Origin of the sequence: Agathobacter ruminis (assembly GCF_002735305.1) — a bacterium.
GTDB classification, from domain to species: Bacteria; Bacillota; Clostridia; order Lachnospirales; family Lachnospiraceae; genus Roseburia; species Roseburia ruminis.
Map to the genome: position 1 here is coordinate 43,129 of NZ_PDYG01000064.1, position 24,406 is coordinate 67,534.

The window sequence follows — 24,406 nt, forward strand, 5'->3', positions numbered from 1 at the left end:
TATCCCTTAGACTGAGGAGTACATAATATCAATAAATTAAGTGTCCGCCACTTCATAAACCTTTTTTCAAAATCGTTCATTCTCAAAAGACACATGAGTGATGCTCGCCTTTTGCATATTGAAAGCCTAAAATATTCGCAAAATGTGAAGGGCGTACCGGGGCCATGGGCGAGGATGCTATTGCAAGATTGCTGGCTGTGAATGGTAGCTTTCTAACGATTATCCACTTTTTCCGGATAGAGGTCGTGGTTTGCAAGGCGATTGAATGCGATGTCTTCCCACTTCGTTCCCGGCTTGCCATAATTGCAGTACGGATCAATCGAGATGCCTCCTCTCGGAGTGAATTTGCCCCATACTTCGATGTATTTCGGGTCCATCAGACGAATGAGATCCTTCATGATGATATTGACACAGTCCTCATGAAAATCGCCATGATTGCGGAAGCTGAACAGGTACAGCTTCAAAGACTTGCTCTCCACCATCTTCTCACCCGGCACATAGGAAATAATAATATTTGCAAAGTCCGGTTGTCCGGTAATCGGACAAAGAGAGGTAAATTCCGGGCAATTGAATTTCACGAAATAATCGTTGTCCGGATGTTTGTTTATAAAGGTCTGTAACATCTCCGGCGCATAATTATCCGGATAGGTATTATTCTTGTTTCCTAAAAGGGTTAATGTTCCTTCATCTTTACGATCTGCCATATTCATTCTCACTTTCTGTCTTATGATTCATATTCAATCGGATCTGTAGTTCCGTTCTCAATAAATGCCTGCTTTCTGTCAATGCATGTACCGCATTTGCCGCAGGCTTTGTCATGTCCTTCATAGCAGCTCCATGTCAGATGGTATGGCACATTGAGAGAAAGACCAAGTGCAACCACGCCTGCTTTGTTTTTGTTGATGAACGGTGCTTCAATCTGAAGCTGCTTGCCACTGCCTTCGTAGATTGCGGTATTCATTGCCTGATTGAATGCTTCGGAGCAGTCAGGATAGGCATTTCCTGCCGCATCATCTGCATGTGCTCCGTAATAAATCTTTGAGCATCCTTTGGAAAGTGCAATTGCACTTGCGCTGGAAAGGAAAAGTCCGTTGCGGAACGGCACATAGGTGCTGACCGGTTTGCCATCGGTTTTTTCAAGCTGTTCGGCATAAGATTCCTCCGGAATCTCTCCATCGGAATGTGACAACAATGTACAGTCACTAAACTGGAACATCGTCGACAAATCAAGTGTGATATGCTCTACCTGATAATATTCACAAACCGCATTTGCAGCTTCAATTTCTTTGTCATGTCTCTGTCCGTAAAAAATGGACAAACCAATTACATTTTCGTGCCCATATTCTTTGACTGCCAGGGCCAGGCAGGTGGTGCTGTCAATTCCACCACTGATTAATACCAATGCTTTCATCTTTTGTCTCCTGAATTACAATGATCTGATTATTGATTATTTTAATCTTGCCAGCAAATCCGGCTCTGTGCGGAATCTGCCACGCAAAGTCTGTGTATATGTTTTTGCGCTGGCATTTTTGATGCCGCGTGCAGTCATGCAGCTGTGGCTTGCCTCGATGAAGACTGCAACATCCTGCGAACCAGTCACCCGTTCAATGATTTCTGCGATGTCATTGCCAATGCGTTCCTGCAATTGCAGACGTTTTGCTGCCATGTCGGCGATGCGTGCAATTTTGCTGAGTCCGATTACTTTTTGGTTCGGAATATATGCCACACTCACTTTCATGTCATACATCAAAGCCAGATGATGCTCGCAATAAGAGAATACTTCGATGTCTTTGACATATACCAAGTCCTGATTATTGGCATCATAATAATCTTCATCGAAGGTCTTGTTGAACATCTCCGCAATTTCTTCATTTGTATAATTCATACCCTCAAAGACTTCTTCATACATCCGTGCAACGCGATCCGGCGTGTCTTTGACACCTTCACGATTCGGATCATCCCCAAGCGCAATAATAATATTTCGAATGCTCTCTTTGATTAAATCTTTGTTGATTGCCATTTCCTGTTCCTTTCCGGCATTATACTCCTCGTTTATTCGGATCCCAAATAAACTTGTGCAACTGCAATTGCAGTCGAATGTCATTTCTCTGATGTAATATTAAATAATCTACCATGTCCGCAGGCTCTATCGAACCAAATACCGGACTGATCAACACGCGGCACTTTTCAGAAATCCGGTATTGATCCACAATTTCACATACCCGGTCCAGCTCATCCACCGACGAGCAGACAAACTTCACCGTATCCTTCGGTTGCAGAAGCGCAAAATTGCTCACATCCATATACTGCTCCATGCCCGATCCTGCCAACTTATAATCCAGTGTGAACGAAGGCGCATGCTCCATGGATGCATATTTTGCAATGGAGATACTTCCATTGGTCTCAATCTCCAACGCCAAGTCACTGCATTGCGCAAATGCCTGCAGCAGCACATCGATAGACTTTGCCAGCAGAGGCTCACCTCCGGTCAAAGTCACACGCGTCACACCGGTCGATTTCACATAATCAATGATTTCGCCCTCCGTCATCTCCACGGCCTCTGCATCATCCGTGCAGGCCCATCTCGTATCGCAGTAACTGCATGCGAGATTGCACCCACGCAAACGGATAAATACGGCAAGCGCACCTGCGCTTTGTCCTTCCCCGTTGATGCTGACGAATTTTTCTACCACTTGAAATTTTGCCATATGACACCACCTTACGCCCGATAAGTCGCGCAGTTGTTCGGGGTTTCATAGACTGTCACTTCATCTACCTCAAACCCATGCTCTGCAAACCGGTCAAAAAAGTGTTTTGCAAAATTCTCCGCCGTCGGGCGATAATCCACAGGGCGCACAACAAATGCTTCATCAGCGAGTGCAGCTACCGTCGCCGGCTTCAGCGAATCCTTCTCATAGATAAAAGTATGATCAAAATAATCCGCCTCCTTTTTGAGAGCGGCTTTTACCTCTCCGAAATCCACAACCATGCCGCGTTCCTGGCCTTGTTCCTGCAGATTCTGCGATTTTATTTTTAAGATTACTCTCCAACGATGTCCATGAATATTGGAACATTTTCCCTCATACCCCGAAAGAAAATGTGCTGCATCAAAAGCAGCTTCTGCGGTTAAATAATACATGAATTTCCTCCTGAATCAGGACAGACATACTCAGACAAAAAAAGAAAAGGCTGCAGAGAAACCTACAGCCTAAAAATTCACTCAAAAATCAAATGAATGTCTAGTCCTGGTTTTGTTTAGGGACAGGATGGTACAAACGAACTGTCCTATGTAATTGTGTAGTTATTTTACTCCTCAACCGGAACAATTGCAATATGAACATCATCCAATTGCTTCTGATCTACAACTGCAGGTGCATTCATCATGACATCCATCGCATTCTTGTTCATCGGGAATGGGATGATTTCACGAATGGAATCCTCTCCGCAGATTAACATAATCATACGGTCAACACCCGGTGCAATTCCGGCATGTGGCGGAGCACCATAGCAGAATGCATTGTACATGGCAGGGAATTTTGCTTTTACATCCTCTTCCCCGAGTCCAACCTTCTTAAAGGCCTCTACCATGATTTCCGGATCATGATTTCTGACTGCTCCGGAAGATAATTCCACACCGTTTACAACCAGGTCATACTGGTAAGCCAACAGCTCCAGCGGATCCTTGGTCTGAAGTGCTTCCATTCCGCCCTGCGGCATAGAGAAAGGATTATGACAGAATTCCAATTCTCCGGATTCTTCACCGATTTCGTACATTGGGAAATCTACGATCCAGCAGAATTCATAACATTCTTTCTTCATGTGTTTCTCGCAGGAAGCGCCAAGCAGCTTGCGAAGTACGCCTGCGGTCTTCTGTGCGGTCAAAAGTTTTCCGGCGGTTAAGCCTACAAAATCACCCGGCTTTAAGCCAAGTTTTGCAATGACTTCTTCTTTTTTATCCTGAACAAACTTTGCGATACCGCCTACGATGTCGCCGTTGTCATCTAATCTGAACCAATATGCTTTCTGTGCAGTGGTCATTTCCACTTCCGCGCACATAGCATCAATCTGCTTACGGGTACCTGTAAATCCATCACAGACAATCGCCTTTACCACATTGCCTTCAAATGGTCCGAATCCACAATCTGCAAGCAATTCTGTCGCATCCTGAAGTACCAGATCAATTCGAAGATCAGGCTTATCGGAACCGTACTTATCCATTGCCTCAAGATAAGGAATACGTACAAACGGAGCTTTTGATGCTGTATTATATACACCATATTTTGCAAATACAGGAGGAATCACATCCTCAATCACAGCAAAGACATCTTCCTGAGAAGCAAAAGCCATCTCCATATCAAGCTGATAAAATTCTCCCGGAGAGCGGTCTGCTCTTGCATCCTCGTCTCTGAAACAAGGTGCAATCTGGAAATATTTATCAAATCCGGATGCCATCAAAATCTGCTTAAACTGCTGCGGAGCCTGAGGAAGTGCATAGAACTTTCCAGGATGATTACGCGCCGGTACAAGATAGTCTCTTGCGCCCTCCGGCGAAGAAGCAGTCAAAATCGGAGTGGTAATCTCCATAAATCCATGCTCTGTCATTCTCTGACGAAGCTCTGCAACAATCTGAGAACGAAGTACGATTTTGCTCTTTACTTCCGGATTTCTAAGGTCTAAATAACGGTATTTCAGACGCATGTTCTCATCTGCATCCTTAGACTGGTTAATTTCAAACGGAAGTGCATTATAGCGGCACTTGCCCAAAACGTTGATTTTCTCCGGAACCACTTCGATTTCACCGGTTGCAAGCTCAGTATTCTTGCTTGAGCGCTCGCGCACATTTCCTACAACCTGAATGGTAGTCTCCTTATTCAGTTCATCAACGACTGCCATCATTTCTTCGGTTTCAATCACAACCTGTGTCGTTCCGTAAAAATCACGAAGAATTACAAACCCAAGATTTTTACTCACCTTACGGATATTCTCAAACCATCCGCAGATAGTGACATTTTTGCCTGCATCACTTAAGCGAAGCTCGCCACAGTTATGTGTTCTGTACTGTGTCATGTCATTCTCCTTATATCATCATTATATTTATTGTTCAAAAAATGATCTAGTCACGAAACCTTCGCAACTAAAGCATTTTATCACATAATCTTAATTTCGTCAAAAAACAATTCCGGTCATTTTCTAGTCAATCGCACAATCTTCTTCCCGGAGTGTTGTATGATGCTTTTTAAACTGGAAGTTTCTGGCTATTACCACTACAAGCCCCATGAATAAAACAAAATAAAAATTCACACCGCGGGATGCGCACATGGATGTCGTTAGATACGCTTCCCCAAACACGCCTAAAAATACTTTGTGATAAATATATTCCGAAATTCCCTGCGCTCCCGGAAGCGGAATCATATCGGAAGATATTACGACCACCAACTGCACAACCATAATATATGCAAAACTTCTGCCCTGCAGACCCAATCCGATATATACCCAATAGGTGACCAAAAGCAGGAAGAACCGCTGCAAAAAGCTAAGCATAAATACTGCAATCACCGCAGGTTTGTTTTCTTTGATCATTGTAACTATGCCGCGATATGCATCGAAAAAATGAATCACAACCCGATCAGCCTTCGCCCTGTTTTTAAGCAAATGTAATTTTACCGGAATCCCAACCAGTTTTAAGGCAACCTTTTGGCAAATATCCGGATTAAAAACAAATGCAGTCAGAATGATTGTCCATCCAATCAAAAGACCCCAGCCGATATAATACCAGATGATATAACTGCCAAAGAGTCGTAGCAGTCCGTCATGCCAAAGTCCAAAAATGACAAGTCCCGAAAATGCCAGCACAAATTTGTTGGTGACAGCATTAAAACTCATTGCCGCACATCCCTTTGTGAAACTGTATCCGTCTTTTTTCATATACAGCAACTGAATCGGCTGACCTCCGGACGCTGAAGGAGTAATCCCACCGTAAAAGAATTCAATCAAGGCATATCCACAACATTTCAAATATCTGCGAATCCCTTTTCTGCGGTCCATTAAAAGCCAAATTTTAAACCCTTCCGTACCGATATACCCCAGCACGGAAGCCACCATCAAGGCGATATAAACCGGCGAAATTCTGGCAATTTCTGCAAAGACTTCCCTCGGATCGGTACCGGAAAAGACAGCATACACCGTCAATCCCATTACCAGCACGAAGAATCCGAAAATCAATATTTTTTTGATAATATCTTTTTTTCTCTTATCCATAATTTGTCCCAAAATCGCATATTATCGGTTGAAGAATTCTACAAACTCCTCATAACCCTGCTCATTCAATTGTTCTTTTTGGAATTTCTTATTCTTGTTCATACGGACAACCAATACCTGCTGACCGTTTGCGCGGGCATCGCTTGCCTGCTTCATGACATCAACCAGCTTTTCTGCCGGATATTTCTTTTCGACCAGATATGCCACCTTCTTCGGCGATTCCGGAATTTGGAATCCACTCTCCATCAAAAGCAAAATAATGCGCTCAAAGCCAATGGAGAAACCACAAGCCGGCACATCCTGTCCGGTAAACTTGCCGATCATCTTGTCATATCTGCCGCCACCGCCGCAGGCTGCGCCGAGTTCCGGCATTGCGATTTCAAAAATTGTACCTGTGTAATAACTCATACCGCGTACAAGTGTCGGATCGAATACCAGCGTAAATTCTGCACCCTTTGTCGCATTCACGGCATCCGCAATCTCCGTCATATTGGTAACCACTTCTTCATCCAGATACTCGCCCAAAGTGTCTTTGAGGAATTCCACGCCGGCGCGTACATCCTTTTTGTCATTCAGCAATTCAAAAAGATTCAGATATTTATCGATTGATTCCTGCGCATATCCGTTTTCCGCGAGTTCGGCCGCAACGCCTTCCACACCGATTTTGTCCATCTTATCCAAAGTGATAAAGACACTGTCGTATTCAGCTTCCGAGAATCCGGAATAAGCAGCCATTGCCTTTAATATGCGGCGCTCATTGATGCGGATTTCGAAATTTTTGAATCCAAGACGGCCGATTGTCGTGGTCGTTGCTGTAATCAATTCAATTTCAGCCAGATTGCTCGGCTCTCCAAGGATGTCGATATCGCACTGGGTAAACTGGCGATATCTGCCACGCTGCGGTCTGTCTGCGCGCCATACGCTTCCCATTTGAAGCGCTTTAAACGGGCTTGGCAGATTATTCGCATTGTTGGAATAGAATCGCGCAAGCGGAACTGTCAGATCGTAACGCATTCCAAAGTCAACCACATCCGCTTCTTCTTTGGCAGTTTCGAGGTTTAATTTCTCACCGCGCTTTAATACCTTAAAAATCAATTTTTCATTTTCGCCGCCTTGCTTGTTGGAAAGATTTGCAATATTTTCCATACAAGGAGTTTCAATCGGGGTAAAGCCAAAGCTGCGATAGGTATCCTTGATGACGCGTGTCACGTAATCGCGGATTTCCATCTCAGCCGGTAAAATATCTTTCATGCCGTTAACCGGTTTCTTACTCAGTGCCATAATAATTCCTTTCTTCATTACATCTTTGTATTCTATTTACATTTCTATTCCCAGGTCTCGCATTCTGTTTGCCTTGCGGGCAATCATCTCATCGATGCGATCAAGGTAGTTTCTGACATCTTTGACATTTTCCACACGCTCGATGCGTTGTGTGCCGTTTGGGTTTTTCTCCGGAAGCACAAATTTGGTCGTTGCTCCGGCGCCAAGGGCAATTATAGTCTGTTTTTCTTCCATTATCAAGATATTATAGACGCCTGCTTTGCCATGTGAAGCATATCCGACATTTTCCATATTGCCGGCCATGCCTTTTTGACGATACAGATAATACGGATCCAAGCCGATTTTGCGACAATATGATTCGCACAAATCCATATGTTCCTCCGTATTGACCATCTCCATATCCTTATAGTAATCCTTATAAATGGTCAATCGCGCAGCACGCTTAACCGCAAGCGAATGCACGGTGATATTGTCCGGATGTAAATCCGTCACCACTTCCATCGTATGGCGCACATCGTCGAGTGTCTCAGACGGCAGACCGATGATCAAATCCATATTGATATTGCCAATCCCGGCCTTTCTGGCCAGATGAAAGCTTTCGATGGTCTGCTCAACCGTATGATGTCGTCCAATCAAATCCAGCGTTGCCTGCTTCATGGTCTGCGGGTTTACCGAAATGCGATCGATTCCAAGTTCGTGCAGTGTCTGCAGCTTTTCGAAGGTAATCGAATCCGGTCGTCCTGCCTCTACAGTGAATTCCACACAGTGTGACAGATCAAACGATTGCTTGATTTTGGCAATCAGTCGATGCAGCTGATGCGGTTCGAGTGTCGTCGGTGTCCCGCCTCCGATGTAAATCGAATTCAGCGGACGATTGGCAAAGTGCTCCGCTGTAAAATCAATTTCTTTTTCAAGTGCATCGAGATAGTGATCCACCTCATTGCGCCATGCTTTTAACGGATATGAGGTAAAGGAGCAATACAGACAGGTGCTCGGGCAAAACGGGATCCCGATATAAAGGCTGTATCCCCTGTCATAATCGATGGTGGCAAGCAGGTTGCGCTCACGCTTTGCAATCTCAATGGATAAGTCGATTTTCTCCGGGGTCGCACAATAGGTTTCTCTCATATATGTGCGAATCTCCTCCTCATTATGTCCTTCTTCGAGTAATTTCATCGGAATCTTGGTCGGTCGGATTCCCGTCAGTGTTCCCCACGGAAGTGTGCGACCCGTGGCCTTTGAAAGCAACTCATACAGTGCCTGCTTCACATGATTCTTGTGTGCGCTGCGGTCGCTTGGCGCCTCGCAGGTGACTGTGTGTTCATTCCAGCTCAGGGTGGTCTTCTGTCCGTAATCAACGGACAGGATTGCCTGTGCCTCTTTCTTTAATCCATCCAATTCAGGGCCTGCCTCATGATGCGTACAGGCGACATTTTGTTCCTGCACCTCAGACGGATCGCAGGTATAAAACATCCGAATCTCCTCATCTGCATAAAAGGCCTTGACCAGCGAATGAATGTCATATTCAAATTCCGGTTTTGAAAATAAAATCAATATCATAGGTATGGATTGTTCATCCTCTCATCATCTATTGTGGTTGCCTCTCCATGTCCCGGATAGACAACGGTTTCCGGCGGAAGTCCCATCAGTTTGTCCTTGATGGAGCGCACCAGCGTCGACATGCTGCCTCCCGGAAAATCCGTTCTTCCGACAGAGCCTGCAAACAATGTATCACCCGCAAATAATACTTTTTCATATGGGAAATAAAAACAGCATCCACCGAGCGTATGCCCCGGTGTCGCCAGAAGGCGCAAATGAAATCCCGCCAGATCCAGCTCTTTTTCGTCCTGCAGATATTCATCCACATGATAAGCCGTTTCCGGTCCCATATCGCCACTCAGATTATAGCGTCCCTGTTCAATGGTCGGGCGCTCTCCCTCGTAAGTGTATACCGGGACTTCATAGATTTTGCGAAATGCGTCAATCCCGCCGCAATGGTCGAAATGTCCATGCGTCAGCAGAATCGCCTTTGGGATGTATCCGGATTCCTGTGCTTTTTTTGCAAGCGCTTCTCCGCTTGCACCCGGATCCACCACAATCATCTCCTTTGTCTTCTCATTGATTACAAAATAACAGTTGGTCTGAACCGGACCAACCACATACAATTCCAATCTCATTTCTCTATCCTCACTCGACTCTGTTCTCAGTCGACTCCGTCCGTTTTTACAAAAGAAGCGTAGCACAAAAACAATTTCATGCTACGCATCTGTATCATCTAGCCGGTTGTTCTCTCAATCTCGAGAACATTGTCGATTTGTCGTAATTTTTCGATGAGTGCATTCAATTCTTCGCGTCCCTTCGTTTCAAACATGACCTCGATGGTTGCGATGCCCTGCTTGCTCGTGCGGGAATGAATAGAATTAATATTGACATCCTTTTCGGTAAAAATCTTACTGATATCAACCAGCAATCCCGGTCTGTCATTGCAATAAATCTTGATTTCCGCAAGATAGCTGCCCAATGACTGTGCAGCGCCGGCCTGCCATTCTGCTTCAATCAGTCTGGCCTTTTCGACCACGCTGAGGTTCATAATATTGATACAGTCGGTACGATGAATCGAAACACCGCGGCCTCTGGTGACAAATCCTACGATTTCATCACCCGGAACCGGATTGCAGCATTTTGAAAAATGCACTGCCACATCATAAAGTCCTTTGACTACGATTCCACTCTTGGAATGGTGATGCGCGCTCAACGGCTTCTGACCATCCTCTCCGACCGATGCGAGTATGTCTGCATCCGTAGTCGGAACCACATGGTCTTTTTGATATTCTTCGTACATGCGGTTGACAATCTGGCTTTCTTTTAATCCGCCATGTCCAACCGTCGCAAGACATGAATTCCAATCGTGGAATCCATATTTGCGAATGATTTTTTCCTGATAATCCGGCTTGTTGATCTCGCCGAAATTGATGCCCTTAGACTTGGCATAGGACAGAATCAATTCTTTTCCGCGCTGAATGTTCTCTTCTTTGAGTTCGCTCTTGAACCATTGGTTGATCTTGTTCTTGGCCTGCGTACTCTTGACAATCTTGAGCCAGTCACGGCTCGGTCCGCGCGAATTCTGTGAAGTGATAATCTCAAGCTGGTCTCCGTTTTGAATCACATAATCAATCGGGACAAGCTTGTTGTTGACCTTTGCACCAATCATTTTATTGCCGACTGCCGAATGAATGCTGTAAGCAAAATCAATCGGTGTGGAACCGTGCGGCAAATTCATGACATCGCCCGAAGGGGTAAAACAGAATACCGTATCGGAGAACAAATCCAGATCGCTCTTTAAGACATTCATGAACTCTTTGTTGTCCGACATGTCCTGCTGCCATTCAAGAATCTGGCGCAGCCAGCTGAGCTTCTCCTCCTCAGATACTGTAGTATTGGTAACATTATTATTATTTTGTTCTTTGTATTTCCAATGCGCCGCGATACCGTATTCCGCGGTACGGTGCATTTCAAAGGTACGAATTTGAATCTCGAACGGCTGTCCGCTCGGTCCAATCAAAGTCGTATGCAAAGACTGATACATATTCGGTTTCGGCATTGCAATATAATCTTTGAAACGCCCCGGAATCGGTTTGTATTTTTCATGCATCAAACCCAAAACTGCATAACAGTCCCTGATATTCTCCACAATCACACGGATTGCAAACAAATCATAAATCTGATCGATGGTCTTGTTCTGGTTGACCATCTTCTTATAGATAGAGAAGAAATGTTTTGCGCGTCCGGAAATCTCGGCCTTGATGCCGGCACCATCCACCTGCTCGCGCACCGAATCCACCAGACCCTGTACATAGGTCTCGCGAATGCTCTTGCGCAATGCAATCTTTTCTACCAGATCGTAATATGCTTCCGGATTGATATATTTCAGCGAGAGATCTTCGAGCTCTATCTTGATCTTGCTGATACCGAGTCGCTGTGCAATCGGACAATAAATCTCCTGCGTCTCTCTGGCGATACGAAGCTGTGCCTCCGCTGACTGGTATTTCAGCGTACGCATATTATGCAGTCTGTCGGCCAGCTTAATCATGATGACACGGATATCCTTTGCCATTGCCAAAAACATCTTGCGCAGATTCTCGGCCTGCATCTCGAGACGCTCTGCATTCTTCTGGCTCTGGTCAAGGTTATGATCGGTCAGATGCAGATGCTGCAACTTTGTCACACCATCTACCAGCAGGAATACTTCCTCTCCGAATTCGTCAATCATCTCCTGATCGTTCATGACGGTATCTTCAAGTACATCATGAAGCAATCCGGCTGCGATGGTTTCTTTGTCCAATTCCAGCCCTGCGAGAATGGTTGCCACGCAAAGCGGATGGATGATATATGCCTCACCCGATTTGCGCATCTGTCCTTCGTGTGCTTTGTAAGCCACCCGATAGGCTTTATCAATTAAGGACAAGTCTGCTGAAGGGTGGTAACGATGAATGGCATCCACCAGATCCTGATATAATTCGTCCGGATCTGCAAATTCTTTTGTCTCGTTCATTGTGCCCGGACCCGAATGGAATTCGCGCTCAATCTGTTCTAATTCTTCCGGTGTTATATCAGCCATACAGACTCCTCCTTTCCTCTAAAATATAATCTAATATTTTACCTTATTTGTCGCTAAAAAGCAACCTTACAACTGCATCATATTCCGCAAGTTTACGGCTTTTTTTCAAAGATTTGATCTCTTTTTTGGCATCCGGAAACAGTCCCGCGAGATATCCCCACAATTCTTTCAGATGTGCCAGAACATGTGCATCCCCCGAAAAAGTATGCTGCATCACATCACGAATCTGCTGCATCATCGCCGCAAGCGCCATCCAATCCTCATGATTTAAGGCATATTTTTCCCCTGCCTCAAATGCTTTGATTTCTGATACAAGCATAGGATTTTTGAGGATTCCGCGCCCGATCATCACCTTATCAACTTGCGGGAATTGCGCTTTGATTGCCTGATAATCCTCGATGGTATAGACATCTCCGTTATAGCAGATACGCGAGGCATCCAGGACTTCGAGCGCCCGTGCAAACTGCTCCAGTCGCGGTTTTCCCTGATACTGGTCGCGGGTAGTCCGCGGATGAATGATAATCTCAGAAAACGGATAGCGGCGATACACTTCCAGAATCGCATCCCATTCCTCCTCCGACTCCACACCGATCCGTGTCTTGACGGAAACCGGAAAATCCGCGCGGTCGAACAATTCCTCAAAATAACGGTCCATCCTCTCTACATCCCGCAAGAATCCGGATCCATGATCTTTGGATATAACCGTTGCCGACGGACAGCCCTGATTCAGATTAATTTCCGAATAACCATAGCGTTCCTGCAGCAGCGCCTGCAGATGCAATACCGCATCCACTGTATGCGCCATCAATTGCGGAATCAAATCCATCCCGATATTATTTTGCGGATTCACATCACGATCCTGCTTTTTATTCAGATTTGCGGTAGCGGAAATAAACGGGGTGAAATACCTGTCCACACCCGGAAAATGTGCATCCAGTGCACTGCGATATATATGATTGGTAATTCCCTCCATAGGGGCAAGATAAATTTTCATGAAAGTATTATATCAAAATCGCCATTTTTTTCAAAAATAATTCTTTTCCTATTGACTTGGTAGGAATACTATGATATTCTTTCTCCAACCTAATTCAAAACACAACGAATCAAAGTGATTTCGTAGAAAGAGAGGATCAAACTTATGGCAAGTTATGTAGAAAATTCTTACGACTTAATTGGTGGTACTCCACTGTTAAAATTGAACCGCTATGCGGCAAAGAGCAATGTGACAAATGCAAATCTCTTTGCAAAGCTCGAGCTGTTCAACCCAGCCGGTTCTGTAAAGGACCGTATTGCACTTCGCATGATTGAAGACGCAGAAAAGGACGGACGCTTGCAGCCGGGTGGCACCATCATCGAGCCGACTTCCGGAAATACAGGAATCGGTCTTGCCGCAGTCGCAATCGTAAAAGGATATCGTGCAATTCTGACCCTTCCTGAGACCATGTCTGTCGAGAGACGCAACCTGCTCAAAGCATATGGTGCAGAGCTCGTATTGACCGACGGCACCAAAGGTATGAAAGGTGCAATTGCCAAGGCAGAGGAACTTGCAGCTGAAATTGACGGCGCAATCATCCTCGGACAGTTCGACAACCCATCCAATCCAATCGCACATCGCGAAACCACAGGTCCGGAGCTTTGGGAACAGCTCGACGGCAAGATTGATATCTTTGTAGCCGGTGTCGGCACAGGCGGTACCGTCACAGGTGTCGGTGAATATCTCAAGTCCAAGAATCCGGATGTCAAGATTGTCGCAGTTGAGCCGGCCAGCTCAGCCGTACTTTCAACCGGTCAGGCAGGCGCACACAAGATTCAGGGAATCGGCGCAGGCTTCGTGCCATCTGTTTTAAATACCGAGATTTATGACGAGATTATCGCCATCGAGAACGAAGATGCATTTACCGAAGGAAAGCGTTTTGCAACCGCAGAAGGTCTGCTCGTGGGCATCTCTTCCGGTGCTGCATTAAAAGCAGCTACCATTCTGGCTTCCCGTCCGGAGAACGCCGGCAAGAATATTGTTGCTCTGCTCCCGGATTCCGGAGACCGCTATCTGTCCACACCACTTTTCACAGAATAATCGTCGCGTGTAATATCAAAAGCCACTGCTGATGCAGTGGCTTTTATTTTATATTGCTGCTTATTCAGAATAATTGCGCACAGCGCGGATAAACCGCTCTGCCGCTTCTTCCAGTCTCTCTCGCGGAGCTGCAAGGTTCCAGCGAATAAATCCGGCTCCTCCGAGTCCGTATGCCTCACCTGCCGCGAGACGCAATTTGTATTCACTTCGCAAAAATTTGCAAAAAGATTTTGTATCTTTCGTAAACGCGGAGCAATCCAGCCACATCAGATAAGTGGCAGGCTCACTGTGCATCCGGATTTGCGGACATTCCGCTTTGATTTTTTCAGTCAGCCATGCTTTGTTATCCCAGATGTATGCACGCAATTCCTCGAGCCAGTCCTCTGATTCATTGAATGCAGCCAGTGTCGCAGCCACCGCAAACGCGTTTGGTTCTGCAACCTCATCGGTATTTAAGGCGCGCCACATCTTGTGATGCAGCAATTCGTTTTCGGCATAGACTGCTGCAGTATTGATTCCAGCGATGTTAAAGCATTTCGTCGGTGCAATTCCTGTCACGGAAATCTCCCGACAGGTATCGGAAACCGATGCAAACGGGATATATTCCTGTCCCGGTGCAGTCAGATCACAATGGATTTCATCCGAGAAGACAATCACATGATGCTGTTTGCAAAGCTCACCGATACGGGTCAGCGTCTGTCTGTCCCAGATTCTGCCGACCGGATTGTGCGGATTGCACAGAATCATCATCGTCACCTGCGGATCTGCAAGCTGCTCCTCGAACAATTCCCAGTCAATCGTATAATCATTGCCGTCATATTTAAGTTTGTTTTCCACAATATAGCGGCCATTATTGTAAATTGAATTAAAGAAAATATTATAGCATGGTGTCTGAACCAATACTTTTTCTGCAGGATAGGTCAGTTTGCGAACCGCAGACGATATTGCCGGCACGATTCCGGTGGTAAAGATCAATCGCTCACGATTCATCTTAAAATGATGGCGTCTGTCCCACCAGTTCACATAAGCATCTGCCCACTCATCCGGCAAATCAAAATATCCAAACACGCGACGGTCGACACATTTCTGCAAAGCCGCCTGAATCGCCGGCGCTGCTGCAAAATCCATATCCGCAATCCACATCGGGATTTCATCCTGTGGGCCGGACCACTTGCTGCAACCACTGCCGCGTCGTTCCACCAATTCATCAAAATTATATTTTCCCATGCTGTTTTCCTTTTCCTGTCATCCTTTTACAGGGTGGTAATCGTTGTTTTGTTCTTGTCTACAAATGCATCTTCGAGAATCAGTTCTTTGATTTCCTTTGCACGGATGGATCCGTCATAAGGGTTCTTGACACTGTCGATTGCAGTGGTTACCTCTGCATCAATGTTGGTCGAATACTCAAACGAAAGTGTGGTATTTAACAGCTTGCAATTTTCAAGCACCACATTGTCCATATAACAGAATCCCTGCAAACTCTCAATCGTACAGTTCACCAGTTTGACATTCTTGGCATTCCATCCGAAATACTCGCCGCAGATATACGAATCATAAACCACAACATTTTCGCAGTTCCAGAATGCATCCTTGGTCAGCATCTTTGCATTATGAATCTCGACATTTTTGCATCCGTCATACGAGTAATCACCCAGGAGGCGGAAGTTTTCCGCATAGATATTCTCGCTTCCCATTGCAAAATAGGTTCCTTTTGCAACTACATTTTCCAGACGGACATTGCGGTTGAACCACAAGGTCTCACTGGCATTTGCCAAATCTACATTTTTCAAGGTCACGCCATCACAGCGACGGAATCCCTTCGGTGCCTCATACAGACAATTCTCAAGAGTAATATTTTTGGTATACCAGATTCCCGCACGCGCCATCTCAAAGAAGGTACAATCCGTTGCTTTGATATCACTGCTGTACCAGAATGGGTATTTCCACTGAAAGCTCGAGTTCACTGCCTCAATTCCATGGCTCTCTTTAAACGGAGATTCTCCGTCCGCAAAGATACAATCGGTTACTTTTACATCTTTTACGGCAAACATCGCACGCTCGCCGGTAAAACGCTCATTTTCAAATTCTCTCATTTCTTGTGCCTCGCTCTCTATCTTCACTACGAACACTCCAAATCACACTATCCCTTATAATTCCTGTTCAATTTTGTCTACCATCTCTGCATCACCAAAATATTTGCGTATCGTATAAATAAACAGAATTACACTGATGGCTGTCGATGAGTAATCCGCAATCGGCGTACACATCGTCAATGCTCTCGGTGTATGGAAGAAATGGTTCGACAGATAATAAAGTGGAATCAAAATCAATCCCTGTCTGCATACCGACAGAATCATCGCCGGCACAACAGCGCCTGTCGCCTGAATCGCATTCTGGAAAATAAACATAATTCCCAAAACCGGTCCGGCATAAATCAAAATTCTGCAAAACTGGAATCCATAATCAAATGCCTGCTCATTGTCCAAAAAGATTCTGACCAGCGGGCCAGCCGCACAATAGCAGATAATCGTCATAACCAGCGATCCGATAAATGCCACCAAAAGTGAAAATCGCATAATGCCATTAAATCGTTCCTTGTTGCGCGCCCCGAAATTGTATCCCAGCAATGGCTGCACACCGAATCCCATACCAATCAAAACCATGACCGCAATGGAATTGACCTTCATCGCCACACCAAGTCCCGCAACCGCGAAGTTATTGTGCTTTGACATCAGGCTGTTGAGAATAATATTGGATGCCGTCATCAAAAGGCTGTTGAGTGCGGCAGGAATTCCGATTGCAAGCACGCCGAATGCAATGCCCTCTCCTGCGCGATACAGTTTCGGATTCAGCGAAAGCATGGAATGTTTTGAACTCAGATGGTAAATATAAAATCCTGCCGAAAATACATTTCCAAGAACGGTTGCAATGGCTGCGCCGCGCACATCCAGTTTCAAACCGGAAATCAGGATTGGATCCAAAACAATATTAATCAGGTTACCAACCACCGTACCAATCATGGCGATCTGTGGCTTGCCTTCCGCACGAATGATATTACTGAATGTATTTCCAATAATCAAAAGCGGAATCGCAAAAGACAGAATATCCAGATATTCCGTCGCATATCCAATCGTATCACCGTCGGCACCGATCATATAGCAAATGCTTCTCGCATTAAAATGAATCAGCAAAGCGCTGATGATACCGATTGCAGTGCCGGTCCAAAAACAAAATGATGAAATATGCTTTGCTTTTTCTCCCTTTCCGGCGCCCAGACTTCTCGAAATCAGGGAAGTACCTCCGATTCCAAACAAGCTGCCGATTGCCATAAAGAAAAAGAATGCCGGGCTTGATACCGAAATTGCCGCAATCATCAAATGATCCTTGGTCTGCGCAATAAAAAAGGTGTCCGCCAGGTTATAAATCATAACCATGATCATGCTGATAATCGCAGGAATCATGTTCGTAAACACCGCCTTGGGAATCGGTGCTGATGCAAATAATTCTGTTGACTTCTCTTTCATTTTCATCTCCTTATGCACAAATTGTTAGTGTGCTAAACTTATATTCATACTAACACGAAAATCAATTTTGCGCAATCTATTTTTTATAAAAAAAAGACTGTGCAATTTGTCTTTTCATTTACAAATTGCACAATCCTTCTTTATAATATGCCGGTCTCTGCTCTTATTACATGCGAATTCTAGAATTCTCCCGGAGTGTTCTGTTGGCTCTGCTCAGGAGCCTGATACGGCTGTTCCTGTGCCTGATATGGCTGCTCCGGTGCCTGATATGGCTGGCCCTGTGCCTGATATGGCTGGCCTTGTGCCTGATATGGCTGGCCCTGTGCCTGATATGGCTGGCCCTGCGCCTGATATGTCTGACCCTGCGCCTGATATGTCTGGCCCTGATACTGTGGCTGTACTGATTGTGCTACAAATGATTGCTGTCCGTATCCATTTCCGTTATTGGTATAGGAATTTGCATATCCTGCTGCCGGATTATATGCCGGACGTGTGCGATAAACCGCACCTGCGATGATGGAAAGGATTGCACCGATGATCATGATGTATACGCCATAAGAAATGCTTGTGCCTTCTGCTTCAGATGTGATCATATAACACATCCATGCGATAAAGCAGGCAGCACCGAGTTCCAATACACCGAATACAATTACCGGAATCTTTGTTTTTACCAATACGAATAAAAGTGTCAGAATACCGAGCGCAACCGCAATCACAAAAATTGCCTTATATACGATTTCAACCTCAGGCTCAATCGCTCCGGAATAAAATTTCGCAACTTCTCCGATATCCCAGAAATTCAGTCTCGCACTGTTAAAGCCAAATGTTTTCATAATTCCTTCCCCATACGAGTCACTGAATGCTTCTGCCACATCACTTCCCAAATAAATATACGGCAGGAAGCATCCCACCAGGTAAATCAATGCGGAAATGAGGCCGAATACATTGAATTTCTTACGAAATTGCGGTGCAGGCTGCTGTTGATAGTTGTAATCCATTGTTGTTTTCCTCCTACAATCTTCCTCTTTTTCTTTGATAAAATTTATCTTAATAAGTTATATCCTATCAAATCATACTCTTGATTTCCATCCATAATTTTTCCTAGTTATATAGCGTAAATTGTACAATAATAAAAACATTGTCTTTTTTGATTGACAAGAATTTAACAAAACGATATTCTATGAATGGTTAGGAAAGTTAGAAGTATCTAACCACATTTAAATTTGTTCCCCGTAAAACAATCAATATAGAGGAGGCTATTATGGTCAATTTTGAACAATGGGATGGCTTTGAAGGACGCCTTTGGAAAGAAGAAATCAATGTGCGTGACTTCATCCAGAACAACTACACTCCATATGACGGAGATGAGAAATTCTTAGCACCTGCTACAGAAGCTACTGATAAGCTTTGGGGTGCTCTCCAGAAGTTACAGAAAGAAGAAAGAGCTAAGGGCGGTGTTCTTGATATGGATACCGATATCGTAGCATCTCTTACTTCTCACGGACCTGGATATATCGATGAATCATTAAAGGATCTCGAGAAGGTTGTTGGTCTTCAGACTGACAAGCCATTAAAGAGAGCTTTCATGCCTTATGGTGGAATCCAGATGGCAGAGAAGTCTTTGACCGAGTACGGATATACTCCAAACCCGGAATTACACAAGATCTTTACTGTATATCACAAGACTCACAACCAGGCAGTTTTCGATGCTTACACACCGGAAATGCGTGCCGCTAGAAAGAACAAGATCATTACCGGTCTTCCGGATACCTATGGTCGTGGACGTATCGTTGGTGACTACCGTCGTGTAGCTCTTTACGGTATCGATCACTTGATCGAGTGCAAGGAAGCTGACAAGGCGGTTTGCGGATCAGGCTCTATGAAGGGTGAGGTTATCCGTTTACGCGAAGAGCTTCAGGAGCAGATCAATGCATTAAAGGGCATGAAGGAAATGGCTGCTCTTTACGGATTTGACATTTCTAAGCCTGCTACAAACGCTCGCGAAGCTGTTCAGTGGACTTACTTCGGATATCTTGCAGCAATCAAGACTCAGAACGGTGCTGCAATGTCAATCGGTCGTGTATGTACTTTCCTTGATATCTATATCGAAAGAGATATGGCTAAGGGAATCCTTTCTGAGACTGAAGCTCAGGAATTGATCGACCACATGGTATTGAAGTTCAGAATGGTTAAGTTCGCTCGTTGCGAATCTTACAACCAGTTATTCTCCGGAGATCCGGTTTGGGCAACCATCGACCTCGCTGGTATCGGCGTAGACGGACGTTCAATGGTTACCAAGACTGACTATCGTGTACTTCACACATTGGAGAACATGGGACCTTCACCGGAACCAAACATTACTGTACTTTACTCTTCTGCACTTCCTGAAGCATTCAAGAAGTATGCAGCTTACATTTCTATCACAACATCTTCTATCCAGTACGAGAACGATGATGTTATGAAGCCAATCTGGGGCGATGACTATGCAATCTGCTGCTGTGTATCTGCTACTCAGACCGGTAAGGAAATGCAGTTCTTCGGCGCTCGTGCAAACCTTGCTAAGTGCTTGCTCTACGCTATCAACGGTGGTGTTGATGAGAAGAACAAAGTTCAGGTTGGACCTAAGTATCAGCCAATCACTTCTGAATATCTTGATTATGATGAAGTTATGGATAAATACGATGCTATGCTTGACTGGCTTGCAGATATCTATGTAAACACATTGAACCTCATCCAGTACATGCATGACAAGTACTACTATGAAGCAGCACAGATGGCATTGATTGATACCGATGTACGTCGTACATTCGCTACCGGTATTGCAGGATTCTCACACGTTATTGATTCCCTTTCTGCTATCAAGTATGCAAAGGTTCAGGTAATCCGTGACGAGAACGGACTTGCTGTTGATTACAAGATTGACGGAGACTTCCCTAGATATGGTAATGATGATGACCGTGCCGATGAAATCGGTGTATGGTTACTCCGCACCTTCTTAGCAAAGATTAAGAAGCATCACACCTATCGTCGTTCAGAGCCTACCACTTCTATTCTTACCATTACTTCAAACGTTGTATACGGTAAGGCTACCGGTGCTATGCCGGACGGACGTCCAGCAGGTGCTCCATTATCACCTGGAGCAAACCCGGCTTACGGCGCAGAGACAAACGGACTTCTTGCTTCTTTGAACTCTGTAGCTAAGATCCCTTACGAATGGGCTCTTGATGGTATTTCAAATACTCAGACCATCAACCCGGATGCTTTGGGACATGACGTTGAAGAGCAGAAGAAGAACCTCGTTCAGGCTATGGACGGATACTTCAACCAGGGCGCTCATCACTTGAATGTCAACGTATTTGGTATTGACAAGCTCAAGGATGCTATGGAGCACCCGGAGAAAGAAGAATACGCAAACTTCACCATCCGTGTATCAGGATACGCTGTTAAGTTCATCGACTTGACTCGTGAGCAGCAGTTAGACGTAATCTCTCGTACCTGCCACGCAAGCCTTTAATTTGTAGCCGCAAGGCATGAATTAGATGTTTTGGTTTCCCATGGGGTAGTTTCTATCCCATGGGATTTTTAAATTAGAGAGGAAAAACTATGAGTACAAAAGGATTTATTCATTCATTTGAATCATTCGCATTGGTCGACGGACCGGGTGTCCGCTACTGTGTATTTTTGCAGGGCTGCAAGATGCGTTGCAAATATTGCCACAACCCGGAGACATGGGCCTGCGATTGCGGGGAGGAATGGACTGCGGAGGACTTATTCAAAAAAGTATTCCGCTACAAGAACTATTGGGGAAAAGACGGTGGCATCACAGTCAGCGGCGGAGAAGCTCTGCTTCAGCTTGATTTCGTAACTGAATTTTTCCGGCTTGCAAAAGCGAAAGGTGTGCATACCACACTCGACACAAGCGCCAATCCATTCTCAATGGATCCGGAGTACCTTGCCAGATTCGATCAGCTGATGGAAGTCACCGATTTGTTCATGCTCGACATCAAAGAAATGGATGACGAGAAGCACAAAGCGCTGACCGGACATTCCAACGCCAACATTCTGGCGATGGCGCAGTATCTCTCCGACCACGGCAAAGAAATGTGGATTCGTCACGTCCTGGTCCCTGATCTGACCGACGACGAAAAAGGATTACAGGATCTCGCAGCTTTCGTCCGCTCATTAAAGACAGTAAGCCGCGTTGAAATCCTTCCATACCATACGCTCGGTCTCTTCAAGTGGGAGAATCTCGGCATCGATTATCCTCTCAAGGACGCCCGCGTCCCAACCGAGGACGAAGTCAAGCGCGCCGAAGCCATTCTCGGCATCGAAAAAGGCGAAACCGTGCAGACCGCCGATTGTGACTCTGACGCGTTGAAGGGCTGCTAATTTTTTCACCTTTGGGGACGGGGGTTAGCGGATAGTCGGGTGTCCCCAAAGGAAAGAAGTGTGTCCCCAAAGTATAAGTGCTACAAAGCGAAGTTTTATGCCGGCTGGCAGGAAACTTCGTTTTTTTGTGTCCAAATTTTTTTCTTTTTTTCCAATATTTTTTCTAGTACCCCATCAAAAATCCATCATTTTTCCGGAAACTTAATCTCACCTTCGCTCCACAAGCTCCGATAATTACTGGCTTTATTCAACTACTTTCCTTTGGGGACGGGGTACTATTACTTTAGGGACACCCGACTATCCGCTGACCCCCGTCCCCAAAAGAAATACCTTGACACACGATATACTTCGTGTTACGATGTATAACATCAAAGGAGGTATTGTATGGATGTGCAACTAAAACGCGGCCTGCTCGATGTATGCGTGCTGGCAGCAATCAAAAATGAAGATTCGTATGGCTACCAAATCATCAAAGATATGAAACCATACCTCGAATTATCCGAATCCACACTCTATACTATCCTCAAGCGCCTGGAGACAGCGCATATGTTGACTGTCCGAACCGCAGAGCACGGTGGGCGATTGCGAAAGTACTATCACATCACGGATGTGGGGCGCGCGCGCATAGAGGAATTTGTTGGAGAATGGGACGAGATAATGTCCATTTATCAATTCATTATCAGAGAGGAGAATTAGTATGAATAAGTCACAGTTTCTCTTCGAGCTTCGCGCAAGACTGAACGGTCTGATGCAGGACGAGCTCGAAGAACGAATTGCCTTCTACAGTGAGATGATTGACGATCGTCTTGAGGAGGGACTCACCGAAGAGGAAGCCGTAGAACAAATCGGAAATGTCGATGATATCGCGGCGCAAATTATGGGGGAAATCCCGCTTTCCAAAATTGTACGAAACAAGGTAAACCAGAAGAAAAATATCAATGCCGGAATGGTGCTTTTGCTCGTATTGAGTTTCCCGATCTGGTTCCCGCTTTTGATTACCGCTTTGTGCCTACTTTTTACATTTTATATTGTTATATGGGTATTTGTATTTACATTCTTTGTGGTGGACCTGGCATTCATTTTTGCATCCATCGCCTGCCTGGTTCATGCGCCGGTCACGATTTTTAGTGCCTCGGTCGGCGGAGGATTCCTGTCACTCGGATGTGCCTTGTTTATGGCGGGACTTGCTATTTTACTTTTCTTTGGAAGCATCGCTTTCTTTAAAGGCGCAGTAAGCATCAGTGCATCGCCAATCAGTCGTTTTAAATCCTGGATTTTGAGAAAGGGGGCCAACAATGAATCATATTCGTAAAATATTAATCCCGATTGCGCTCGGTCTTTGCGCCGCAGGAATTGCAATTTTTACAATTACTTTAAGTGTATATGGATTTGATTTTCGCAAAATTTCCAACGCGAGCTATGTTTCAGACACTGTAAATCTCAAGGACAGTTTTCACAATATTGACATTGATGTGTCGACCAGCGATGTGATTTTTGAAAAATCAAATGCGAATGAATGTCGCGTGGAATATACGGTCGACTCCAAAGAGGAGGTAAAGATTAATGTTACCGACGACACGCTCGTAATAAAGATAGATGATGAACGACAGTGGTTCAACTTTTTTGATTTTCATTTTTCCACTGAAAAAGTCACAGTGTATCTGCCGGAAAATCAGTACGAAAAGCTGGCTATCAAATGTGCAACCGGCGACATTACGCTTTCGAAGGACTTCACATTCTCTGAAGCCACTGTAAAAAGCCATGTCGGCAATATCGATTTGCTTTCCGCCGTAACAGGCCGCGTGGAGCTTGAAAGCGACACCGGTGATATCGAAGTTGACACGCTTGACTGCAATAGTTTTTATTCAAAAAGTAGTACCGGCAATATCACATTAAGCAATGTCATCTGTAAAAGCGAAATGCGCATTGAGCAGGCGACCGGTGATATCCGGCTGGAGCGAAGCGATGCAGCCAGTATCTATATCAAAAATCACACCGGCGACATCAGGGGTTCTCTTCTGTCCGGCAAAGATTTTCATGCCGAATCAAGCATCGGCGATGTCGATGTACCACACGATTCCACCGGTGGCATCTGCGAATTGTCGACCGACGTAGGCGATATTTCCATCACCGTTGAATAAAACCAAAAACGGGACACTCCATATTGATACAAGATCAATATGGGATGTCCCATCTTTTTTTCAATTCAAGTCTCGCTCGCGAGACTTGGCGCGAGATTTGCGTCAGCGTAGCTGACATATT

The 24,406-nt window shown here is 45.1% G+C and carries 22 protein-coding genes; 6 read left to right on the plus strand and 16 right to left on the minus strand.

The annotated features are described in order from the left end of the window. Positions 1–212 precede the first annotated feature (212 nt). From queF to CSX02_RS08535, 12 genes are all read right to left on the minus strand, one after another. The gene (queF, locus tag CSX02_RS08480; protein ID WP_099386345.1) at positions 213–704 is read right to left on the minus strand and encodes a preQ(1) synthase; all 492 of its coding nucleotides are present in this window, start codon (positions 702–704) and stop codon (positions 213–215) included. Between the two features lie 20 nt (positions 705–724). Next, entirely contained in the window at positions 725–1,411 is a 687-nt protein-coding gene (gene queC / locus CSX02_RS08485) for a 7-cyano-7-deazaguanine synthase QueC (RefSeq protein WP_099386346.1), read from the minus strand. A 36-nt stretch (positions 1,412–1,447) separates the two neighbouring features. After that, positions 1,448–2,020: a GTP cyclohydrolase I FolE gene (gene folE / locus CSX02_RS08490; RefSeq protein ID WP_031544694.1), complete on the minus strand. Its 573-nt coding sequence runs from the start codon at positions 2,018–2,020 to the stop codon at positions 1,448–1,450. Between the two features lie 19 nt (positions 2,021–2,039). After that, positions 2,040–2,708, minus strand: coding sequence for a putative 7-carboxy-7-deazaguanine synthase QueE (queE, locus tag CSX02_RS08495; protein ID WP_099386347.1), 669 nt, complete (start codon positions 2,706–2,708; stop codon positions 2,040–2,042). Between the two features lie 11 nt (positions 2,709–2,719). Then, a complete protein-coding gene (gene queD / locus CSX02_RS08500) occupies positions 2,720–3,139 on the minus strand; it encodes a 6-carboxytetrahydropterin synthase QueD (protein ID WP_099386348.1) in 420 nt (139 codons plus the stop codon). A gap of 167 nt (positions 3,140–3,306) precedes the next feature. Next, on the minus strand, positions 3,307–5,067 hold the full coding sequence (gene aspS / locus CSX02_RS08505) for an aspartate--tRNA ligase (protein ID WP_099386349.1): 1,761 nt from the start codon (positions 5,065–5,067) through the stop codon (positions 3,307–3,309). A gap of 123 nt (positions 5,068–5,190) precedes the next feature. Continuing rightward, entirely contained in the window at positions 5,191–6,258 is a 1,068-nt protein-coding gene (locus CSX02_RS08510) for a lysylphosphatidylglycerol synthase transmembrane domain-containing protein (RefSeq protein ID WP_143248164.1), read from the minus strand. A 21-nt stretch (positions 6,259–6,279) separates the two neighbouring features. Further along, positions 6,280–7,539 carry a histidine--tRNA ligase gene (hisS, locus tag CSX02_RS08515; protein ID WP_099386365.1) on the minus strand — a complete coding sequence of 420 codons (1,260 nt, stop codon included), beginning with the start codon at positions 7,537–7,539 and terminating at the stop codon, positions 6,280–6,282. A gap of 36 nt (positions 7,540–7,575) precedes the next feature. After that, on the minus strand, positions 7,576–9,099 hold the full coding sequence (gene hemZ, locus CSX02_RS08520; RefSeq protein ID WP_099386351.1) for a coproporphyrinogen dehydrogenase HemZ: 1,524 nt from the start codon (positions 9,097–9,099) through the stop codon (positions 7,576–7,578). Beyond that, on the minus strand, positions 9,096–9,716 hold the full coding sequence (locus CSX02_RS08525; RefSeq protein WP_099386352.1) for an MBL fold metallo-hydrolase: 621 nt from the start codon (positions 9,714–9,716) through the stop codon (positions 9,096–9,098). Before CSX02_RS08525 ends, hemZ begins: the two co-directional genes overlap by 4 nt. Before the next feature lie 98 nt (positions 9,717–9,814). Then, the gene (locus CSX02_RS08530; protein WP_099386353.1) at positions 9,815–12,157 is read right to left on the minus strand and encodes a RelA/SpoT family protein; all 2,343 of its coding nucleotides are present in this window, start codon (positions 12,155–12,157) and stop codon (positions 9,815–9,817) included. Positions 12,158–12,200: 43 nt separating this feature from the next. Next, positions 12,201–13,151 (minus strand): tRNA dihydrouridine synthase, encoded by a 951-nt coding sequence (locus CSX02_RS08535; RefSeq protein WP_099386354.1) that lies wholly within the window; start codon positions 13,149–13,151, stop codon positions 12,201–12,203. A gap of 144 nt (positions 13,152–13,295) precedes the next feature. Between CSX02_RS08535 and cysK the strand changes: the two genes are divergently transcribed. Further along, complete coding sequence (gene cysK / locus CSX02_RS08540) at positions 13,296–14,231, plus strand: cysteine synthase A (protein ID WP_099386355.1); 936 nt, start codon at positions 13,296–13,298, stop codon at positions 14,229–14,231. Between the two features lie 60 nt (positions 14,232–14,291). Here the strand turns inward: cysK and CSX02_RS08545 are convergent, their stop codons facing one another. The 4 genes from CSX02_RS08545 to CSX02_RS08560 form a co-directional block, all read right to left on the minus strand. After that, positions 14,292–15,458 (minus strand): MalY/PatB family protein, encoded by a 1,167-nt coding sequence (locus tag CSX02_RS08545; RefSeq protein ID WP_099386356.1) that lies wholly within the window; start codon positions 15,456–15,458, stop codon positions 14,292–14,294. Between the two features lie 26 nt (positions 15,459–15,484). After that, complete coding sequence (locus CSX02_RS08550) at positions 15,485–16,324, minus strand: DUF3737 family protein (protein WP_099386366.1); 840 nt, start codon at positions 16,322–16,324, stop codon at positions 15,485–15,487. A gap of 54 nt (positions 16,325–16,378) precedes the next feature. Continuing rightward, positions 16,379–17,755: an MATE family efflux transporter gene (locus CSX02_RS08555; protein WP_099386357.1), complete on the minus strand. Its 1,377-nt coding sequence runs from the start codon at positions 17,753–17,755 to the stop codon at positions 16,379–16,381. A gap of 179 nt (positions 17,756–17,934) precedes the next feature. Continuing rightward, positions 17,935–18,753 (minus strand): hypothetical protein, encoded by an 819-nt coding sequence (locus CSX02_RS08560; RefSeq protein ID WP_099386358.1) that lies wholly within the window; start codon positions 18,751–18,753, stop codon positions 17,935–17,937. 263 nt (positions 18,754–19,016) lie between these two features. Here CSX02_RS08560 and pflB point away from each other — a divergent pair, with 263 nt between their 5' ends. The 5 genes from pflB to CSX02_RS08585 all read left to right on the plus strand — a co-directional run bounded on the left by pflB (position 19,017) and on the right by CSX02_RS08585 (position 24,285). Then, positions 19,017–21,269 carry a formate C-acetyltransferase gene (gene pflB, locus CSX02_RS08565; RefSeq protein ID WP_099386359.1) on the plus strand — a complete coding sequence of 751 codons (2,253 nt, stop codon included), beginning with the start codon at positions 19,017–19,019 and terminating at the stop codon, positions 21,267–21,269. A gap of 89 nt (positions 21,270–21,358) precedes the next feature. Beyond that, positions 21,359–22,144 carry a pyruvate formate-lyase-activating protein gene (gene pflA, locus CSX02_RS08570; RefSeq protein WP_099386360.1) on the plus strand — a complete coding sequence of 262 codons (786 nt, stop codon included), beginning with the start codon at positions 21,359–21,361 and terminating at the stop codon, positions 22,142–22,144. A 384-nt stretch (positions 22,145–22,528) separates the two neighbouring features. Next, entirely contained in the window at positions 22,529–22,840 is a 312-nt protein-coding gene (locus CSX02_RS08575; RefSeq protein WP_031544662.1) for a PadR family transcriptional regulator, read from the plus strand. A 1-nt stretch (position 22,841) separates the two neighbouring features. Next, the gene (locus CSX02_RS08580) at positions 22,842–23,456 is read left to right on the plus strand and encodes a DUF1700 domain-containing protein (RefSeq protein ID WP_099386361.1); all 615 of its coding nucleotides are present in this window, start codon (positions 22,842–22,844) and stop codon (positions 23,454–23,456) included. Next, the gene (locus CSX02_RS08585; RefSeq protein WP_031544658.1) at positions 23,440–24,285 is read left to right on the plus strand and encodes a DUF4097 family beta strand repeat-containing protein; all 846 of its coding nucleotides are present in this window, start codon (positions 23,440–23,442) and stop codon (positions 24,283–24,285) included. The genes CSX02_RS08580 and CSX02_RS08585 overlap by 17 nt, the downstream gene beginning before the upstream one ends. Positions 24,286–24,406: the final 121 nt, after the last annotated feature.

Excerpts from the sequence above, each read along its gene's own strand:
- hemZ (WP_099386351.1), bottom strand. The coding sequence starts at position 9,099 with ATGATATTGATTTTATTTTCAAAACCGGAATTTGAATATGACATTCAT.
- pflB (WP_099386359.1), top strand. The coding sequence starts at position 19,017 with ATGGTCAATTTTGAACAATGGGATGGCTTTGAAGGACGCCTTTGGAAA.
- CSX02_RS08525 (WP_099386352.1), bottom strand. The coding sequence starts at position 9,716 with ATGAGATTGGAATTGTATGTGGTTGGTCCGGTTCAGACCAACTGTTAT.
- queE (WP_099386347.1), bottom strand. The coding sequence starts at position 2,708 with ATGGCAAAATTTCAAGTGGTAGAAAAATTCGTCAGCATCAACGGGGAA.
- aspS (WP_099386349.1), bottom strand. The coding sequence starts at position 5,067 with ATGACACAGTACAGAACACATAACTGTGGCGAGCTTCGCTTAAGTGAT.
- CSX02_RS08555 (WP_099386357.1), bottom strand. The coding sequence starts at position 17,755 with ATGAAAGAGAAGTCAACAGAATTATTTGCATCAGCACCGATTCCCAAG.
- CSX02_RS08585 (WP_031544658.1), top strand. The coding sequence starts at position 23,440 with ATGAATCATATTCGTAAAATATTAATCCCGATTGCGCTCGGTCTTTGC.
- CSX02_RS08550 (WP_099386366.1), bottom strand. The coding sequence starts at position 16,324 with ATGAGAGAATTTGAAAATGAGCGTTTTACCGGCGAGCGTGCGATGTTT.
- pflA (WP_099386360.1), top strand. The coding sequence starts at position 21,359 with ATGAGTACAAAAGGATTTATTCATTCATTTGAATCATTCGCATTGGTC.
- cysK (WP_099386355.1), top strand. The coding sequence starts at position 13,296 with ATGGCAAGTTATGTAGAAAATTCTTACGACTTAATTGGTGGTACTCCA.
- CSX02_RS08530 (WP_099386353.1), bottom strand. The coding sequence starts at position 12,157 with ATGGCTGATATAACACCGGAAGAATTAGAACAGATTGAGCGCGAATTC.
- queF (WP_099386345.1), bottom strand. The coding sequence starts at position 704 with ATGGCAGATCGTAAAGATGAAGGAACATTAACCCTTTTAGGAAACAAG.
- CSX02_RS08510 (WP_143248164.1), bottom strand. The coding sequence starts at position 6,258 with ATGGATAAGAGAAAAAAAGATATTATCAAAAAAATATTGATTTTCGGA.
- queD (WP_099386348.1), bottom strand. The coding sequence starts at position 3,139 with ATGTATTATTTAACCGCAGAAGCTGCTTTTGATGCAGCACATTTTCTT.
- CSX02_RS08575 (WP_031544662.1), top strand. The coding sequence starts at position 22,529 with ATGGATGTGCAACTAAAACGCGGCCTGCTCGATGTATGCGTGCTGGCA.
- CSX02_RS08545 (WP_099386356.1), bottom strand. The coding sequence starts at position 15,458 with ATGGGAAAATATAATTTTGATGAATTGGTGGAACGACGCGGCAGTGGT.
- CSX02_RS08580 (WP_099386361.1), top strand. The coding sequence starts at position 22,842 with ATGAATAAGTCACAGTTTCTCTTCGAGCTTCGCGCAAGACTGAACGGT.
- CSX02_RS08535 (WP_099386354.1), bottom strand. The coding sequence starts at position 13,151 with ATGAAAATTTATCTTGCCCCTATGGAGGGAATTACCAATCATATATAT.
- folE (WP_031544694.1), bottom strand. The coding sequence starts at position 2,020 with ATGGCAATCAACAAAGATTTAATCAAAGAGAGCATTCGAAATATTATT.
- CSX02_RS08560 (WP_099386358.1), bottom strand. The coding sequence starts at position 18,753 with ATGGATTACAACTATCAACAGCAGCCTGCACCGCAATTTCGTAAGAAA.
- hisS (WP_099386365.1), bottom strand. The coding sequence starts at position 7,539 with ATGGCACTGAGTAAGAAACCGGTTAACGGCATGAAAGATATTTTACCG.
- queC (WP_099386346.1), bottom strand. The coding sequence starts at position 1,411 with ATGAAAGCATTGGTATTAATCAGTGGTGGAATTGACAGCACCACCTGC.